This is a genomic window from Corynebacterium propinquum DSM 44285, assembly GCF_000375525.1.
In the GTDB taxonomy this organism is placed as follows: Bacteria; Actinomycetota; Actinomycetes; order Mycobacteriales; family Mycobacteriaceae; genus Corynebacterium; species Corynebacterium propinquum.
In genome coordinates, this window is the sequence record NZ_AQXC01000006.1 from 85,806 (window position 1) to 102,110 (window position 16,305).

The window sequence follows — 16,305 nt, forward strand, 5'->3', positions numbered from 1 at the left end:
GCCCGGAACTCATGGCCGGATGATTTGTAGATCCCGCAGGTGCCGGTAAAAAGTCACACGCTTTTGCGGGCGTGGGCTACGTACCCCGTCGACGTGCACCGCCATTTCTGGGCCGCCGGCTTGCACCGCGCGTCCGGTGACCAGCGTGCTGGGATCCAGCTTGCCGACGTTGGCGTCGGCGTCTTGGGTGGTGCCTTTGTTCTTGCGCCAACGAGCAAAAAGGCCGCGCGGTTTTTCTTGCGCGGTGTGCGCTGCCGCAGCGATGCCCGGTGCGCTCAGCATCGGAACCAAGCGCGCACCAAAAGCCGTGGCACCGCCGCTGCCAGCGCTACTGCCGTCGGCAAGTCCCCGCGCATCCTGCTGTACTAAGGTGGCGTCGTCGACAATGATTTCGCCGGTCATTGCCCCGCCATCCCATTGGGTGATGGTGGCTGAACCAGCTACGGCCTGCCCGGCGTCGTTGCGGATCAGCGGGACGGGTTTGACCTCGCCGGTCAGCGCCAGCTTGAGTGCGGCGGCTGGATCAGTGGGAAGGGACCAATTTCGCGCGGCGGTACTTTCGTCATCGCGTGCAGCATCTGTGACCGGGACGAACCCGATCTGTGGCCACAAGGCATCCGCCCGCATCAACCGGGTGAGTACCGCCGACAAGGCAGCATCCGAACCAAGCACGATGATCCGCAGCGGCATCACCGGCTGTTGCGGCGCCAGTTGCGGGGCAGCCTGGTGCTCGACGCGCGGCTGCGCTTGGATTTCTTCCAGCGAAGGAGTCGGATCAACCGGCAGCAATTCCGTGGTGTGATCGGATAAAAATTTCAGATCGCCCCGAGCTGGCACAGCAGGCAGCGAAAAAATTTCCACACCGGCAGAACGATGCAAGGTGGCGGGCAAAACTAGCTCGGCTGCGGCCTGCCCGCAGCGCAGAATCAGCACACGCATGCCAAGAATCGTATCTGACGACACAAAAAATTATCGCAGGTGGGGCAATACCTAGTAGGCTATGAGGCTGATCAAACTACTGACCGCAGGGAAGTGATGAGGTAGGTATGGCAGCGATCGTCATCGTCGGCGCCCAATGGGGCGACGAAGGCAAAGGTAAAGCCACAGACATTTTGGGCGGCCAGGTGGATTACGTCGTCAAGCCCAACGGCGGCAACAACGCCGGCCACACCGTCGTCGTTGGCGGTGAGAAATACGAGCTCAAACTGCTCCCGGCGGGTATTTTGTCGGAAAACGCCACCCCGGTGCTGGGCAATGGCGTCGTTATCAACCTGGAAGCGCTGTTTGCAGAGATTGACGGCCTGGAAGCCCGTGGTGCGAATGCCTCGCGGCTGAAGATTTCCGCCAACGCGCACCTGGTTGCTCCGTACCACCAGACACTCGACCGGGTGCAGGAACGCTTTTTGGGCAAGCGCGCGATCGGCACCACCGGCCGCGGTATTGGCCCGACGTACCAGGACAAAGTCGCTCGCGTCGGCATCCGCGTGCAGGATATTTTTGATGAGTCCATCCTGCGGCAAAAAGTGGAATCGGCACTGGATGTGAAAAACCAGATGCTGGTGAAGATGTACAACCGCAAAGCTATCGAAGCCGACGAGGTTGTCGACTACTTCCTGTCCTACGCGGAGCGGCTACGCCCGATGGTCATTGATGCCGAGCGCGAACTCAATGAGGCACTTACAGCCGGTAAGCACATCCTGATGGAAGGCGGCCAGGCTACCATGCTGGACGTCGACCACGGCACCTACCCGTTTGTGACCTCGTCGAATCCTTCGGCAGGTGGCGCGTGCGTCGGCTCCGGTATTGGCCCGACCCGCATTGCTACTTCCCTGGGCATCATCAAGGCGTATACCACCCGCGTCGGCGCGGGCCCATTCCCGACGGAACTTTTCGACGAATGGGGCAACTACCTGCAGGAAACCGGCGGTGAGGTCGGCGTGAACACTGGCCGACGCCGCCGCTGCGGTTGGTATGATTCCGTGATCGCGCGCTATGCCAGCCGCGTTAATGGTTTCACCGATTACTTCCTCACCAAACTTGACGTACTCACCGGTATCGGGGAGATCCCGATCTGCGTGGCCTACGATGTTGATGGCGTCCGCCACGATGAGATGCCGGTCTCGCAGTCCGAAGTACACCACGCCACACCGATCTACGAAAAGATGCCGGCGTGGGACGAAGACATCACCGGTTGCTCCACCTTTGAAGAGCTGCCGCAACGCGCGCAAGATTATGTGCTGCGCCTGGAAGAACTCTCTGGAACGCGCATGTCGTATATCGGCGTCGGCCCGTCACGTGAGCAAACCATCGTGCGCCACGACGTGCTGGCGGGAAAATAGGCTGTCATGACTGAAAACACGCCTGATGCGCCAGCTGGTGCCACGATTGGCACACCGCTGACCCCAAACGCCACCCGCGTGCTGCTGCTCGGGGCCGGTGAAATCGGCCGCGAGTTAGCGATCAGCTTCCAGCGCCTGGGCTTGGAAATCCACGCCGTCGACAAGCGCAATGGCGCGCCGGGCCACCAGGTCGCGCAGTACTCCTACGTGGCAGATGTCACGGATGCGGAGGCCGTATTGGATCTGGCCAAGCGCATTGACCCGCATTATGTGATCCCGGAAGTTGAGATCGTCGCGGTGGAAGCGCTGCGCGAGATCGAAGAAGCCAGCTCCGCCGTCGTGGTGCCCGGGGCGCGCGCCTGCGAGTTGACCATGGAACGCGAAGCCATCCGTCGTACCGCCTCAGAACAATTAGGCTTGCCGACGACCGCCTATGATTTCGCCTCCAGCCCGGAAGAACTGAAAACCATTTTGGATGAGATGGGCTACCCGTCCATCGTGAAACCGGCGGTGACGTCCAACGGACGCGGGCACATGGTCGTGCGCTACGGCGACGACATCAACGAGGCCTGGGAAACCGCCTCCTCGGAGGCGCATTTCGACGGCCGCGTGATCGTGGAACGCTTCGTCGATTTTGATTTTGAAGTCACCCTGCTGGCGGTGCGTTCGATTGATCCGGCGACCGGGCAGATGGCCACGTGGTTCGCCGAGCCAATTGGGCATGATCACCGTGACGGCGGGCTGATCGATTCCTGGCAGCCGCTACAGCTGAGCCAGGTTGCGCTGGAGAATGCGCGCTCGGTTGCCGCCCGTATCTCGAATGAGCTGGGTGGGCGCGGCGTGTACGGCGTCGAATTGTTCATTGCTGGCGACGATGTCTATTTCTCCTCGGTGTCACCACGGCCGACGGATACCGGCATGGTCACCATGGCCACGCAGCGCTATTCGCAGTTTGATCTGCACGCACGCGCGATTCTGGGCCTACCCATTGATGTGACGCTGACGTCCCCGGGGGCTGCGCGCATGCTGCGCTCGGAAGTGGATGCGGAGAACTTATCCTATGGCGGGCTACAAGAGGCTTTCGCGCACCCGGAGACGTCCGTGGTGTTGTTCGGCAAAGCCGGGAGCTATCCGGGTCGACGCATGGGCGTGGTGTTGTCCACTGCGGATAACACCGATGCCGCGCACCTGGCAGCGCGCGAAGCGGGCATGCAGATCACCATCGAATCTGATGATGCCGGGGCTGGTTTAGCGGCTGGGGCTGATGATGCTGCGAGTGCTGATGGCGCTCAGAGTGCTGATGGCGCTGAGAACGCGGACGGCACTAAGGGTGCTGACAGTGTTGAGAATGCAGAAAGCACTGAGGGCGCTGATGGTGCTGAAAGTGCTGACACCTCCGGCAATACCGTCGCAGATGGGGCAGACGCGTCGAATACGAATAGCCCTGCCCGCGATGAGCAGGCCCAGCAGCGGGGTAACGATCATCCTGCCGATGCTGATGGCACCAGCGAATCACGAGCCTAAAACCACGTCACTGGGCGGATCATATTTGCTAGGTCCACCAGTGCGTAGCGGTGCCGCGGGAACGGCGCCACCCGCGCCTGGGCCCGCAGCGTGTCGTACAAACCAGAGCGCAAGCCGTGTTGGCTAAACGTGTGATCGAAAAGCTCATGCGGCGAGGCCGACTGCTCCAGATCCTCCGCACGCAAAAAATTCAACGCGGAGGTCAGCACCGCAGTTTTGATCTGCAAATAGCGCGGCTCATTCGTCGGAATCGATTCCAAACGCCGTGCGGCACGCCGAATATACGGCTCATTCAACGGGCTAACTAACAGCTGCAAGATCGTCGTCAAGATTGCCATCCGGTGATGCCGCGATGCCGGCGAAACCCGGTCCAGCACCCGCACGGCCAGCTCCACCTGATTCTCGGCCATAAGCTGGCGGGCTAAACCGAACGCCGAGGACACCGTCGCCGGGTTGGTCTCCCAGACGATGGAATACAACCGCAGCGCATGAAAACGCAGCGCAACGGGATCGTCGGTGCGGTGCTCCCAAATTTCTGGGCGCTGCAAGAAAAACTCATTCGGGATATTCGACAACGAATCCGGGATCCCCGTGGTCGCCTGCGACAATTCCGGCGGAATCAAACTCAAATGGTTGCGGCCTTGTTCCTCCAGCAGCAATTCGTCGACCGCAGCCAAAGCCAGCTTCGGTGCCGCCTCGCCGGGCAGCAAGAACATCACCGAGGAGAAATGATCCTGTGCGTCCCGGTAATCATCCAACAACGTCGCTGTGACCCCGGAATACCAGCGGAAACGCCAGTCTTTGGCCATATCTTCTTCCAACGAACGCAACCACTCGCGCGCTTGGGTAGTCAGGCCCAAATCCAGCATCGCGCGCACCACGCCCAAAGGGATTTCCCGTGAACCGACGTATTCGTTAGTGTGCATCGCCTGGCGCAGCGTTTCCAGGGCTTCTTGCGGCTCGGTATACGACGAGCCCGACAGCATCGAAGCACCCGGGTCGCTGCGATCAATCAGCGGCACCGGCAGGGCAGAAACGACCTCCGCGGCGGTGATATGCACGGAACGCTCAATACCGTCGATCAACTGATCAGTGCGGAAGACCACGTGCTTGGTGCCAAACGTGGTACGTTGCGGCGAAAACAGCGAGTGCTGCGCCGGGTGCTGGATGCGGTCACGAATGGCGATGACTTCGCGCAACACCCCATACAACTGGGTGCGCAGCTCTTCGATGGAAGAAAACCGCTGCTCCGGGTCTTCGTGCGTGGCGCGTTGCAGCAGGCGATAAAACGATAGGTAGCGCCGCAACGTGGGTTCTTCCGACGGGCCGGGCAGGCCGGGCAAATAAATTCCGTCTTCCGATGGCAGATTCAGGGTGAGCGCCGCCAGCGTGCGGCCAATGGAGTAGATATCGCTGGCGATGGACGGGCCTTTCGTGGCCACCTCCGGGGCCTGAAAACCCTTGGTGCCGTAGATATAGCCGTAAGCACCAATACCGGAGACCGCGCCCAGGTCGATGATTTTCACCTGGTCTTCGCTGATAATGATGTTATCCGGCTTTAAGTCGTTATAAACCACCCCGCGGGCGTGTAGATATTCCAGCGCAGGCAGGATTTCCAGGATATAGGCGATCGCGATATCGATGGCGACAACGTGATTGGGCTGCGAATTCCGCCGATGCCGCAGCGAGGGGCCACCGACGTATTCCATGACGATAAACCCGCCGGGCACGCGCTCGTCGTCAATGAAATTAAAAATCTTCACGATGCCCGGGTGGGTAATATCTGCCAAGAATTCGCGCTCGGCTTCTGCCGCGGCGGTTTCCTCGGCGGATTTTTGCGATTGCATGCCCTTGAGCACCACGATGCGCCCGGACACAAAATGGTCGTTGGCCAGGTAAATCCAGCCCATGCCGCCGTGGGCGATGACCCCCAGGATCTCGTATTGCTGAGCGACGATATCCCCGGGCTGCAATTGCGGCGCCGGGATCTTTTTCTTTTCGATGGCCTCGTGCGGGTCAATGAGTGCTTCCTGCGGGTCCGTCGGCACAACGAAAGGCAGGCGCACCATCCGGTCGGCTACCGCGCGGGCGGTGCGCTGGGCGCGACGGCGCTTCCGGAATGTGGATAATGCTTGCCGACGCGCGCGCGTGGAAGTATCTTCCAGCGGTTTTTTCTGCTGGGCTTGTTGGGCCTGCTGGGCTTTCTCGTCGCGGATTTTCTGCAGGTCCTGCAACAGGGAAGCGATATTGTCTTGGTCAAGACTAACCTCCACCGATGAGGTATCGCCGTCCTCGCGCGGGCCGGGGTAGTGCGCTGCACCGGTGCCGGTGCTGGTGTCGATGCCGCCAGCGAAGTCATAGTCATCATCGTCGTCCGCGAAGGGGTCGAACGGCACCGCGGATGTTGCTGGTTCTGCTTCGGGAACTGCAGTGGCTTCGGTTCGCGCAGTGGTTTCGGTTGATTCAGTAGTTTCAGTAGCTTCGGTGCCCTCAGTGGACTGGGGGCCCTGGGTGCCCTGGGGTTGCTCGGCAGCGGTCTTGGTCTTGTCTGCAGACTCCGCGGAAGCCTTGTTCGAGCGATCATTGTGCTCAGTCACTGTGTCACCGTCCCTGCATCAGCGTGGTCGTCAGCATTGTCTGGCCGGTAGTTCACTGGCGGCGGGCCAGCCGTCGACAAGCGTCCGCCGAACCAATGACGGAACAGCTCCCACCACGTGCCGTCGTCACGGATGCGCTCCAGCGTGGAATTGACCTGCTGCACCAGGCCTTCTGCCTCTGCGACGGCCTTCGCATCCGAGCTGCGCGGCGGTTTGGGCATGCCGACGCCATAAATATCGGAGTCCACGGGCGGGCCGACGATCTCGGTGTAGGGATCCTGAATTTCTAGTCCGGACAGAATCACATCGTCGACGAGGATCGCGTCAGCCTGGTTATGCTGCATCGCGTACAGGCAATCTGCCCAGGTCACCGCCTTTAAAATATCAGCCTCCGGGGCATGCAGCCGCGCGAGGTTAATGCCGGTGGAATTATCCGTCACACAAATGGTGCGGTCTGCCAAATCCTCTAAGCGCCCGACATTCGAGTTTCGGTTGACCAGCAGCCGGGTATTCGTCGACAAGTACGGCGTGGAAAATTCCACTTCTTGTTGTCGCTCCGGGGTGATAGTCAGCGTGGATAACAAGAAATCAATCTTGCCGGTCTGCAGCGTGTATACGCGGTTTTGTGATTCGACGAAGCGGAAATCGACGGCGTTGCGGTCGCCAAAAATATCTTCGGCGATCTCGTGGGCCAAGTCGACTTCGAAGCCGGAGAGCTGGCCGGTGGTGGGGTCGCGGAAAGACAGCAGGTTTTGCGATTGTTGGATGCCGACGATGAGGTAGCCGCGCTCCACGATTTTGGGGATGCGCTCGGCTGCGGTGCGGGCATCGGGTTCCAATGAGCCGAGTAGGGTTTGTTCTTCGAGTTCGACGCCGCGGCGGGTGCCGGCTTCCTCAAGACGGGCCCCGGCGGGCAGTGGGACAACAGCGCTGGTATCACGGGGGATATCCAGCGAGTTTTTTCGGGTATTGAAATCCGGGGTGGTGCAGGCGGAAAGGCCCACTGCGAGCGCGGTGATGCTGGCAACAAGGGCCGTGCGGCGTTTGGGCGCGATCATAGGTATTCCACCATCCTTGGCCGAATACCGAGCCAGATTGCCAGCACCGACAGCAAGGACAACAGGCTGACGGCGGCAGCGACCAAGTTCAGCGCGGCCAAACTTTCGCTTAAATACGAGCGCATGGAATCACGCGCGTTTGCGATTAACGTAGCCAAGGCGGCATCGAGTTTTTCGAAGGCGGCAGCTGAACTCATTGTTTGGTTGGTGCCGGAGCCTGCTGTACCAGTGCTGTCAGCGCCAGAACCCTGCGCACCCATCGTGGAATCCGTCGCCAAGGCCAAGGCCTGTTCATAATTACCGGAATCGAGCGCGCGCAGCAGGTGCGCTTTGGCCTCATCCCATTCTTGCAAAGCGGTGCGGGCCTCGTCGATGGTGGATAAGTCCGTGGCGTCGGCAGATGCCTTGTCAGCAGATCCCTCGTCAGCGGATGTTTCGGCTGCGGTCCGCAACGCAGAAGAATTGCTGTAATCATCCAAGGCGGCAGAAATATGCTTGTTGGTGGAAGAAAACTCCAACGACGGGTTGTAATTTGTGCGGCGCTGCACCAATGCCAAAATTTCCTCGGTGCGGGTGCGCTGGGCATCAATGCGGGCCTGGGTCAGCGAATCCCATGGGGTGGAAGCCTCAGTAAAACCGCGGCTGCCTAAATGCCAGGTGTACACATTCGTGCCGGACACCCACAGCAGCGCTACCACCATCATCACGGTCGCGGCGGCGAAACCGCGGTTCAAACGTCGCCTACTGATACGCCATAGCCAATACTGTGCGAGCCCCAAAAACATCAGGGCGGCGACCAGCCCGGATAACGGCACCCACTGCGGACGGGTGAGCTGATCTTGCTGCTCAGAAACATTGTTGCTGGACAGTCGGAACAACGAAGCTGCCGCGGGTAGGATCTCATCGCGCATCATCGCCGAGGCATTCGACATATATGCAGCACCGACGGCATTGCCAGCACGGTTATTGGTGCGCGCGGCTTCCACCAACCCGGTGTAGACCGGCAGTTGGCGTTGGATCTGCACGGCCAGTTGGCGGAGGTATTCTTCGTCGTCGTCAGAATCCAGCACGGCCGAGGTGGCTTCGGCGGCGGCAGAATCAATCGCGCCTAGGTATTGTTCGCGGGTGTTTTCTGGCTCCACGCCAGCCTGCACGAACCCGGTGGTAGCGATGGTATCTGCCAGCGAGAGCGACATGTACAACTTGTGCGCCGAATTGCTCATGGGTTCGGTGGACGTCAACAAATGGTTGAGTTCAGTTTGCCGATTAGACACGGAATTGGCCATAGACAAACCCGCGGCCAGCAGCGCTGCGGTGAGCACAATCATGCCGACGACCATTTTGCCCGGGGTGGTGCCAAAAAAGCCGAAGACGCGGGTGATGATCTGCGTGGAACCCGAAAATGAGGAGCGGAAAAAGCGCCGAATGAATGACATACCGGGCGCGTCGGTGGTTTCGGCTTCATCGAGCCAGTGATCTTGGGCATGCGCCGGGACGGATTCGACGCGCAGCGACGGACCAGCAGAGGGGCGGGCGAAATGTGCCGAGACCTCATCTTCTGAGTCATCTACATCGACGGGGCGATCGAGGCTCGTCGCAGGCCTGTGACCGTTCATTACCCTAGACTAACGCACACTATGTGCGCTGGGCTACTAAAATAGGCGGCATGTCAGATACACACCGGGCAAGCGCAGATCGGGTAGGCACAGAACGGGTGGGCACAGAACGGGCACGCACCCAAGCACCTACTCACCGGCCTAGTACTCACCGAGGCAGTGGTGACGGCTGGGCGGCCGGGCCGAACGGCAGTAAGTTGTGGGGACGCTTCGGTGCTGCCGGGCTGTTTTTGCTGTCCGGCGATTCCACGGTGTTGATGCAGCTGCGTGCACCGTGGACCTCCCAAGGTGGCACCTGGGGCATTCCCGGTGGCGCACGGGATGGTCACGAAAGCGCTAGCCAGGCCGCGGTGCGGGAAACCTTCGAAGAATGCGGTATCGAAGAAGCCGATGTCACGGTGCTGCAGGAAATCGTGACCGCGGGCCCATTGCCGGGTGATCCCGAGCGTCCGGAGCTGGCAGGGGAGTGGACCTATACGACGGTGCTGGCGACAACCGCCGACGGCAGCGAGTTGCAGACTTTCCCGAACGCGGAATCCGATGATCTGCGCTGGGTACCGATCGACGAGCTGGAACAGCTGGATTTGCTGGCCCCGTTTGCGGAATCCTTGCCGACGTTGCGCAACGCGCTGGCAAAACTGGGCTAGACGCTAGACCCTGGACAGGTTGGCGTTATTGCAGCGCAGAGGTCAGCCGCATGACGTTATCGATGTAGCGGCGGAAGAATCCGCGTTTTTCCCATTCTTCCAGCGTGAGCGGGCGGCTCACGGAACGGTAGGTGGCGGCAAGTTCGTTGAGATCATCAATGAGTGATCCCGAAACCACAAACAGCGTCGACTCGTAGTTCAAACCAAAAGAACGCATATCCATATTCGACGAGCCGAGCATGCCGACGGCGTGGATGCCCTCGCAGTGATTATCCTGCGGATCCGCCAACGCGAATTTCGAGTGCAGCACGTACGGCGCAGGGAATTGGTAAATATGCACCCCGGCTTCCAGCAGCGTCTGGTAGTACGACGATTGTGCGTGGTGCACCATGAACTGATCCGCACGTTCCGATACATAGAGTTCGACGCGCACGCCACGAAATGCCGCGCTGGTCACGGCTTCCAGCAGGGATTCGTCGGGAATGAAATACGGCGAGCACAGCACCAGCCGGTTTTTTGCGTGGTGGACCACCTGGTTGAACATACGCAGATTCGGCTCGGAACTATAGCCCGGCCCCGAAGGGATCATCTGCACGACGTTGGCATCATGGATGCTTTCCGGCTGGGGAAGGGTAGCCGACTGGGATGGTGCTGCAGACTGTGTGCTGTTGGGCTGTTTTTCCAGGTCGAGCACCTCATCGGATTCCAAGTACCAGTCGATCGCAAACACCGATTCCATCGAGGTGACGATCGGCCCGGCCAGCTCCACCATGTAATCAATCCATTGGCGCCCAGCGCGCACGTTTTTCCGGATCCGGTAGCTGCGATCAATCAGGTTCAGCGAACCCATAAAACCGACCTTGCCATCGACGACGATGATCTTGCGGTGATTACGCAGGTCGGGGCGACGAAAGCGCCATTTCCACGGCTGTAGCGGCAGCATCAAATGCCAGTCGACGCCAATCGCGTCCAAGCGTTTACCCAGCTTGCGGTAGCCCGGGTATTTCACACTACCGATCTGATCAAACAACAGCCGCACCTTCACCCCGCGGGCGACGGCGTCGGCAAGCGCCTGATAAAACACGTCGGTGGTCTCATCCCAGGACTGGATATAAACCTGCACGTGCACGTAGTCGGTGGCGGTGTCGATGACTTCCGCCATGCGCTTGATGGCCTGGTCATAATCGGCGAGCAGGCCACGTTGATCGCCAATGACGGCCGGGAACCCCGTCAGGCGGCGATTCAAGGCGATCACGGACGCGACTTCGCGGGACTGGCCCAGATGCGGCGGCATATCCGGCAACTGCTTCTGGGCGTCGTTGAGCTGCGCATTGGCGTTTTTATACACCTCGTGGCGACGCCGGTTGATAAACGGCGAGCCCATCAGGAAAAACAGCGGCAGGCCCAAAAACGGGATCAGCAGAATCGCTAACAGCCAGGCCGTGGACGACGACGGACGCCGCCCCTCCGGCACGAAGCCGACCGCCAGTATCTTGATGGTGTAATCCAGGATAAAAAACGCGGCCTGCCACCACGTCACATCGATAGACAGCGCCGGTTCCACGATTTAGCGAACCTCGTCGAAATCACTCGCCTGGAAATCCACCACCACCGGTGCGTGATCAGAAGCACCTTTGCCGTGGCGCTCGTCGACGTCCACGAACCCAGCACGGGCCTGTTTCGCCAGTTGCGGTGACGCCAGCTGGAAGTCGATGCGCATGCCTTCGCCCTTGGCAAAGCGCATGGAGGTGTAATCCCAGTAGGTATAGCGGGATTCGGTGAGCTCGCGGGTGATTTCCCGGGTGCCGGCTTCCTCCAACATCTGGAAAGCGGCGCGCTCCGGCTCGGTCACGTGGGTGGCGCCATCGAAAACGCGCAGGTCCCACACGTCCTCGTTACGCGGGGCAATGTTGAAATCACCGGTGAGCAGGATTTTCTTGTCGGCAGCAATGGCAAGCTGGTCGCGGACATAATCGCGCAGCGCGTAGAGCCAAAACAGCTTGTATTCGTAGTGGCGGTCGGTGATCTCGCGGCCATTGGGCACGTACAGGGACCAGACCTCGGTGTCAGTATCGCCGATACGGGCGCCGATCGCGCGGGCCTCAATGTTTTGCGGTTCGTCGGGATCTTTGTGAAATCCCGGCTGGCCAGGGAACTCGCGGCGGATATCGTGGAGTTCGTGCCGGGAAATCAGAGCCACGCCATTCCACTGGTGAAAACCGCAGTGGGCGACGTGGTAACCGGCATCTTCGAAAGCCTGGTACGGGAACTTGTCATCCGCACACTTGGTTTCCTGCACCGCCAACACGTCAATGTTGTGGCGCTGCAAAAAATCCAGGACACGCTCGGTGCGCGTGCGAATTGAGTTCACATTCCAGTTAGCGATCCGCATGGCGCTTTATTTTACGCGCGCAGGCGTGCCGACGCTTACTGTGGGCTAGCCCCAAGCCAGGTGGCGCAGCGGTGGCGGTGATGCTCGATGAAACCCAGCTTGTGGTACAGAGAAATCGCCGGGGTATTGGTGGAAATGACCTGCAGATACGCCGAATCCGCCCCGCGGCTTGCGCCCCACGCCAGCATGTCCGCGCCCAGGCGGGTAGCCAGCCCGCGGCGGCGCCAATCTTCGGCGACCTGGACCGCGGAATAACCGAGCCATTTTTCGCCGCTTTCGGATTCTGTCAGTGTGGCGCGGGTGATTGCGACTGTCCGGCCGGTTTCTGGTTCCAACAGGCGGGCAAAGCCCATCTCGCCATCGATCCGCCCAGCGAGCAATTGCAGCGCGTGTTGCGGCAGCGCGGTGCCGCGGAATGTATACAGGTCAAACCATTCCTGGTCCGGGGTGTCGTCGACGCGGAAGATGAGCGTGTCGACGCCTGGTGTGCCTGGTGCAGGTGCTGGCGTGCTCGGTGCAGGTTGTGCTCGCGGCGCAGGCGCGGCGGGTGCTTGGTATGCGTCCACCTCGGCGTCGGCAAGCGAACGGGTCATGACCAGGATCTCCGGGCCAAGATCCCACTGGCCTTCCGGGGCACTGCGCAGCAGGCGCTCGGCGGGAGCGCCAATACGCTCGGGGATCAGCAGCCGCGGCGGCAGGTTGTGCTCGCGATAAAAAGCAAAAATCTCGGCAATCGGCACCGGCACAAAACCCGCCGAACGCCCCAACGGCACCGCGGAGTTGGAACGCTCCGTGATGCCATCGCCTGCACGCATCAGCCACTGGCCATCAGAAGAGACCCGGTTGTGAATGCCCGGGAACGCCGCCGCCGTGGCCTCTTCAACCGCGCGGATCTCCGAATTGCGGATTCGGCGGGGAGAGAGGCGTTTGATCACATAAATCTCTTCGTCGGCGATGTGCACCGAAGGCTTCTCCGAGGGGAAGCCACCGATTTCTTGTGGGCGTACCACCAACGGATCCAGCTCCACCACGTGCCCGGTGACATCCGAATACACCGGGGCATTGCGGTTGCCCAGCGCACGGCGCACGATGACGCGATCGCCGAGAGAAACCTCATCGCTGCGGAAAATCCGGGACTTCGTGCTGCGTGGAGCGTGGGGGTGGTTCATACGTGATTACCGCTCGTCGTGGCCGAAAGGATCGCGGTCCTCGCCCGGCATCCAGGTTAGGCCCGGTGTGGTCCAACCATTGGCCTTGATGGCCTTTTTCGCGGCGCGCTTATAACGGCCGGTCAGCACGTCGGTGTACAGGTAGCCATCCAAGTGGCCCACCTCGTGCTGCAGGCAGCGAGCGAAAAAGCCGTAGCCTTCGATAGAGATTTCTTCACCATTTTCATCCAGTCCGGTCACCCGAGCCCAGTCTGCCCGGCCCGTCGGGAAGCCTTCGCCCGGGACGGACAAGCAACCTTCGTCGTCGCTGCCGTCGTCGGCAGGCATGGTCTTGGGAATCTCGGAGGTCTCCAGCTTCGGGTTGATCACGCAACCACGACGCATGCCACCGTCTGGCTTATCGCTGCCGTCTGGGCCGTCGACATCTGGGCAACCATAGACGAAAATTCGCAGCCCGACGCCAATTTGGTTGGCAGCCAGGCCGACGCCGCGGGCAGCGTCCATGGTTTCGTACATGTCTTTAATGAGCTGCTGGATTTCTGGGGTATCCAGTGGGGTATCGACAACAGTCGTGGGGTTATGCAGCACGGGATCGCCGTGGATAACAATGGGGCGCACAGTCATGCCTTACAGTTTAACTATGACCGATCACCAAACGCTCACAGACGGTGGCCTTTCCGATCGTGACAGGGAGCTTTTGGATTTCACCGCACGCGCGCCCAGGGCCGCCGGGGCGAAAGAAGAAGCCATTCGCGCCGAATTAGGGATGAGCCCGGTGCGCTATTACCGGCGGCTGAATATTTTATTGGATTATGCCCCCGCGATGCAGGAATATCCGTTGTTGGTAAAACGCTTGCGTCGGGTACGTAATCGGCGTGCCGTGACCAGTTCTGGGGCCACTGAAGATTAGAGTGGCTAGTGTGACGAATGTAAACCACGGTGATGAGGCGAACATGAACAATTCCGGCGCGAACAACGCCGGTGCGAACGGTGCCGGTGCTGGCGCGGGCACTGCCGGCGGCGCTGCGGGAGCAGCTGGGGGCGCAGGTGTTGCTGGCTCCAAACTTCCCCTGCGCGGACTAGCGATGGTTCTGATTTCTGTGGCCATCTTGTTGGGTCTATGGGGAATTTTCGCGCTGACCAGCTCGGATGAGACCACCGCGACAAATACTGCCAATAACGCGCAGGAATCCGCAGCCAACGGCGGGGAGGGCGCGAACGGTGCCGATGGCGCCAACGGCGGCAACAACCAGAACGGTGCGCCTGCCGACGGCGACCGCCGCGAAGGTGACCATGCTGACGGTGAGCATATTGACCATGCCGATGGTGCACACCCAGACGCCGCCGGACACAACGGCGAAGAAGGTACGGATCGTGATGGCGCACGCCCAGAAGGCGCACCCGCGCCGGGTGAGCGTCGTCAAGGCTCTGGTGGTGCAGGTTCTGGTGCCGGAGCAGGCTCGGGCGCTGGGGCCCCACAAACTTTTGACGTCACCGTACTGAACAACTCCACCGTGTCAGGCCTGGCACACCGGGTAACCGAATCCCTGGAACGCGAAGGCCAAAAAACCCGCGAATCCGGCAACCTGCCCGGCGGCGAAAAGGTGCTGCGCGAAAACACCGTGTTCTTTCCAGCTGGCAACGCTGCCGCAGAACAGCGCGCCCGCGAACTCGCCGATCGCGTCGGCGGCGTCGCCCGCGAAAACATGGATTACCTACCACGCGAAGCTACCGATAATAATGGTTTGACCATGGTTCTTATCGGAGAGGTCTCTATCTAATGGCGAATATGCCTGCAGCGGGCACGGAAGTCTTCAAACGCTCGCCACAACCCACCGTCGGCATCGAGTGGGAAGTTGCGCTGATCAACCCAGAAACCTGGGACCTGGCGCACCAGGCCGAAGCCGTAATCGCGACGGCGCAGCAGATTCAGCCGGATATTCACCTGGAAAAAGAATTCCTGCAAAACACCATTGAGCTGGTCACCGGCATTTGCGACTCCATCCCGCAGGCCGTGGCCGAGCTTGACCGGGATCTTGCCGTCATCCGCCAGGCCGCTGAGCACCACGGGCTGGTGCTGTGGGCATCGGGCGGCCACCCGTTTTCGGATTTCCGCACCAACCCCGTCAGCGCGAAGATGACCTATGCCGAGATCATCGAGCGCACCCAATACTGGGGCAGCCAAATGCTGATCTGGGGCACCCACGTGCACGTCGGCATCAGCCACGAAGACCGCGTGTGGCCGATCATCAACGCCATGATGACGAAGTTCCCGCACCTGCTGGCGCTGTCGGCATCCTCGCCGGGCTGGGATGGCATCGATACTGGCTATGCCTCTAACCGCACGATGCTGTACCAACAGCTGCCGACGGCGGGCCTGCCACCGGCGATTAACACCTGGGAACAATGGCAGGGCTATATGCGCGACCAGGCGGCATCCGGGGTGATCAGCCACACCGGTTCGATGCACCTGGATATCCGCCCGGCCTCCAAGTGGGGCACGATCGAAGTGCGGGTTTCGGATGCCTCGTCGAACCTGCGCGAGTTGTCCGCCGTCGCTGCGCTCACGCATTGTTTGGTGGTCTACTACGACCGGATGCTGGATGAGCAGCGTGCCGATGCCGACACAAACATCGCGCTGCCCAGCCTGCAGCCGTGGCATATCGCGGAAAACAAATGGCGCGCCGCCCGCTATGGGCTGGACGCGCTGGTGATTACCTCCCGGGATACGCACGAGCGCTGGGTCAAAGATGAACTCGCGGATCTGGTGGAAGAACTCGCCCCGATCGCGGAAGAATTGGGATGTGCCCGCGAGCTGCAGCTGGTCAGTGAGATCGTCGACAAGGGCGCCGGATACCAACGCCAACGGCAGCGCTTCGCGCAAGCTGGGGGAGACTGGAAGAAAGTTGTGGCGGGCACCGCGGAGGAAATGAGCACCTGGCGGCCCCTAGAATAATGCTGGC

14 protein-coding genes are annotated in these 16,305 nt (G+C 60.6%); 6 read left to right on the forward strand and 8 right to left on the reverse strand.

The window, feature by feature from the left end:
- Positions 1-9: 9 nt before the first annotated feature.
- Positions 10-939, reverse strand: coding sequence for a diacylglycerol kinase family protein (locus B142_RS0106570; protein ID WP_018120754.1), 930 nt, complete (start codon positions 937-939; stop codon positions 10-12).
- A gap of 107 nt (positions 940-1,046) precedes the next feature.
- On the opposite strand from B142_RS0106570, the gene B142_RS0106575 reads away from it, so the two are divergent.
- Complete coding sequence (locus B142_RS0106575; RefSeq protein WP_018120755.1) at positions 1,047-2,339, forward strand: adenylosuccinate synthase; 1,293 nt, start codon at positions 1,047-1,049, stop codon at positions 2,337-2,339.
- 6 nt (positions 2,340-2,345) lie between these two features.
- Positions 2,346-3,863, forward strand: a complete 1,518-nt coding sequence (gene purT, locus B142_RS12135) for a formate-dependent phosphoribosylglycinamide formyltransferase (RefSeq protein ID WP_018120756.1) — start codon at positions 2,346-2,348, stop codon at positions 3,861-3,863.
- Here the strand turns inward: purT and B142_RS0106585 are convergent.
- Genes B142_RS0106585 through B142_RS0106595 form a run of 3 tightly spaced genes read right to left on the reverse strand, consistent with a single transcriptional unit; the run spans position 3,860 to position 9,134 of the window.
- Complete coding sequence (locus tag B142_RS0106585) at positions 3,860-6,460, reverse strand: serine/threonine protein kinase (protein WP_018120757.1); 2,601 nt, start codon at positions 6,458-6,460, stop codon at positions 3,860-3,862. The two genes, purT and B142_RS0106585, sit on opposite strands and share 4 nt — an antisense overlap.
- On the reverse strand, positions 6,457-7,518 hold the full coding sequence (locus B142_RS0106590; RefSeq protein WP_018120758.1) for a glutamate ABC transporter substrate-binding protein: 1,062 nt from the start codon (positions 7,516-7,518) through the stop codon (positions 6,457-6,459). The genes B142_RS0106585 and B142_RS0106590 overlap by 4 nt, the downstream gene beginning before the upstream one ends.
- On the reverse strand, positions 7,515-9,134 hold the full coding sequence (locus tag B142_RS0106595; RefSeq protein ID WP_018120759.1) for a hypothetical protein: 1,620 nt from the start codon (positions 9,132-9,134) through the stop codon (positions 7,515-7,517). Before B142_RS0106595 ends, B142_RS0106590 begins: the two co-directional genes overlap by 4 nt.
- A 50-nt stretch (positions 9,135-9,184) precedes the next feature.
- Between B142_RS0106595 and B142_RS0106600 the strand changes: the two genes are divergently transcribed.
- Complete coding sequence (locus B142_RS0106600; protein ID WP_018120760.1) at positions 9,185-9,781, forward strand: NUDIX domain-containing protein; 597 nt, start codon at positions 9,185-9,187, stop codon at positions 9,779-9,781.
- A 25-nt stretch (positions 9,782-9,806) separates the two neighbouring features.
- Here B142_RS0106600 and B142_RS0106605 read toward each other — a convergent pair whose 3' ends face one another.
- Genes B142_RS0106605 through B142_RS0106620 form a run of 4 tightly spaced genes read right to left on the reverse strand, consistent with a single transcriptional unit; the run spans position 9,807 to position 13,966 of the window.
- Positions 9,807-11,345 carry a phospholipase D-like domain-containing protein gene (locus tag B142_RS0106605; protein ID WP_018120761.1) on the reverse strand — a complete coding sequence of 513 codons (1,539 nt, stop codon included), beginning with the start codon at positions 11,343-11,345 and terminating at the stop codon, positions 9,807-9,809.
- A 3-nt stretch (positions 11,346-11,348) separates the two neighbouring features.
- Complete coding sequence (locus B142_RS0106610) at positions 11,349-12,173, reverse strand: exodeoxyribonuclease III (protein ID WP_018120762.1); 825 nt, start codon at positions 12,171-12,173, stop codon at positions 11,349-11,351.
- A 35-nt stretch (positions 12,174-12,208) separates the two neighbouring features.
- Positions 12,209-13,342, reverse strand: a complete 1,134-nt coding sequence (locus tag B142_RS0106615) for an N-acetylglutamate synthase, CG3035 family (protein WP_018120763.1) — start codon at positions 13,340-13,342, stop codon at positions 12,209-12,211.
- Positions 13,343-13,348: 6 nt separating this feature from the next.
- Entirely contained in the window at positions 13,349-13,966 is a 618-nt protein-coding gene (locus B142_RS0106620) for a peptide deformylase (RefSeq protein ID WP_018120764.1), read from the reverse strand.
- Between the two features lie 16 nt (positions 13,967-13,982).
- Here B142_RS0106620 and B142_RS0106625 point away from each other — a divergent pair, with 16 nt between their 5' ends.
- The 3 genes from B142_RS0106625 to B142_RS0106635 are packed head-to-tail and all read left to right on the forward strand — an operon-like array spanning position 13,983 to position 16,298.
- Positions 13,983-14,252 (forward strand): DUF3263 domain-containing protein, encoded by a 270-nt coding sequence (locus B142_RS0106625; protein ID WP_018120765.1) that lies wholly within the window; start codon positions 13,983-13,985, stop codon positions 14,250-14,252.
- Positions 14,253-14,262: 10 nt separating this feature from the next.
- Positions 14,263-15,123 carry a LytR C-terminal domain-containing protein gene (locus B142_RS12140; RefSeq protein ID WP_018120766.1) on the forward strand — a complete coding sequence of 287 codons (861 nt, stop codon included), beginning with the start codon at positions 14,263-14,265 and terminating at the stop codon, positions 15,121-15,123.
- On the forward strand, positions 15,123-16,298 hold the full coding sequence (locus tag B142_RS0106635; RefSeq protein ID WP_018120767.1) for a glutamate--cysteine ligase: 1,176 nt from the start codon (positions 15,123-15,125) through the stop codon (positions 16,296-16,298). Before B142_RS12140 ends, B142_RS0106635 begins: the two co-directional genes overlap by 1 nt.
- The last annotated feature ends 7 nt before the right edge of the window (positions 16,299-16,305 follow it).

What these genes read in the sequence shown, in the direction of transcription:
- B142_RS0106570 (WP_018120754.1), bottom strand. Translation starts at nt 939, where the DNA reads ATGCGTGTGCTGATTCTGCGCTGCGGGCAGGCCGCAGCCGAGCTAGTT.
- B142_RS0106575 (WP_018120755.1), top strand. Translation starts at nt 1,047, where the DNA reads ATGGCAGCGATCGTCATCGTCGGCGCCCAATGGGGCGACGAAGGCAAA.
- purT (WP_018120756.1), top strand. Translation starts at nt 2,346, where the DNA reads ATGACTGAAAACACGCCTGATGCGCCAGCTGGTGCCACGATTGGCACA.
- B142_RS0106590 (WP_018120758.1), bottom strand. Translation starts at nt 7,518, where the DNA reads ATGATCGCGCCCAAACGCCGCACGGCCCTTGTTGCCAGCATCACCGCG.
- B142_RS0106595 (WP_018120759.1), bottom strand. Translation starts at nt 9,134, where the DNA reads ATGAACGGTCACAGGCCTGCGACGAGCCTCGATCGCCCCGTCGATGTA.
- B142_RS0106600 (WP_018120760.1), top strand. Translation starts at nt 9,185, where the DNA reads ATGTCAGATACACACCGGGCAAGCGCAGATCGGGTAGGCACAGAACGG.
- B142_RS0106610 (WP_018120762.1), bottom strand. Translation starts at nt 12,173, where the DNA reads ATGCGGATCGCTAACTGGAATGTGAACTCAATTCGCACGCGCACCGAG.
- B142_RS0106615 (WP_018120763.1), bottom strand. Translation starts at nt 13,342, where the DNA reads ATGAACCACCCCCACGCTCCACGCAGCACGAAGTCCCGGATTTTCCGC.
- B142_RS0106620 (WP_018120764.1), bottom strand. Translation starts at nt 13,966, where the DNA reads ATGACTGTGCGCCCCATTGTTATCCACGGCGATCCCGTGCTGCATAAC.
- B142_RS0106625 (WP_018120765.1), top strand. Translation starts at nt 13,983, where the DNA reads ATGACCGATCACCAAACGCTCACAGACGGTGGCCTTTCCGATCGTGAC.
- B142_RS0106635 (WP_018120767.1), top strand. Translation starts at nt 15,123, where the DNA reads ATGGCGAATATGCCTGCAGCGGGCACGGAAGTCTTCAAACGCTCGCCA.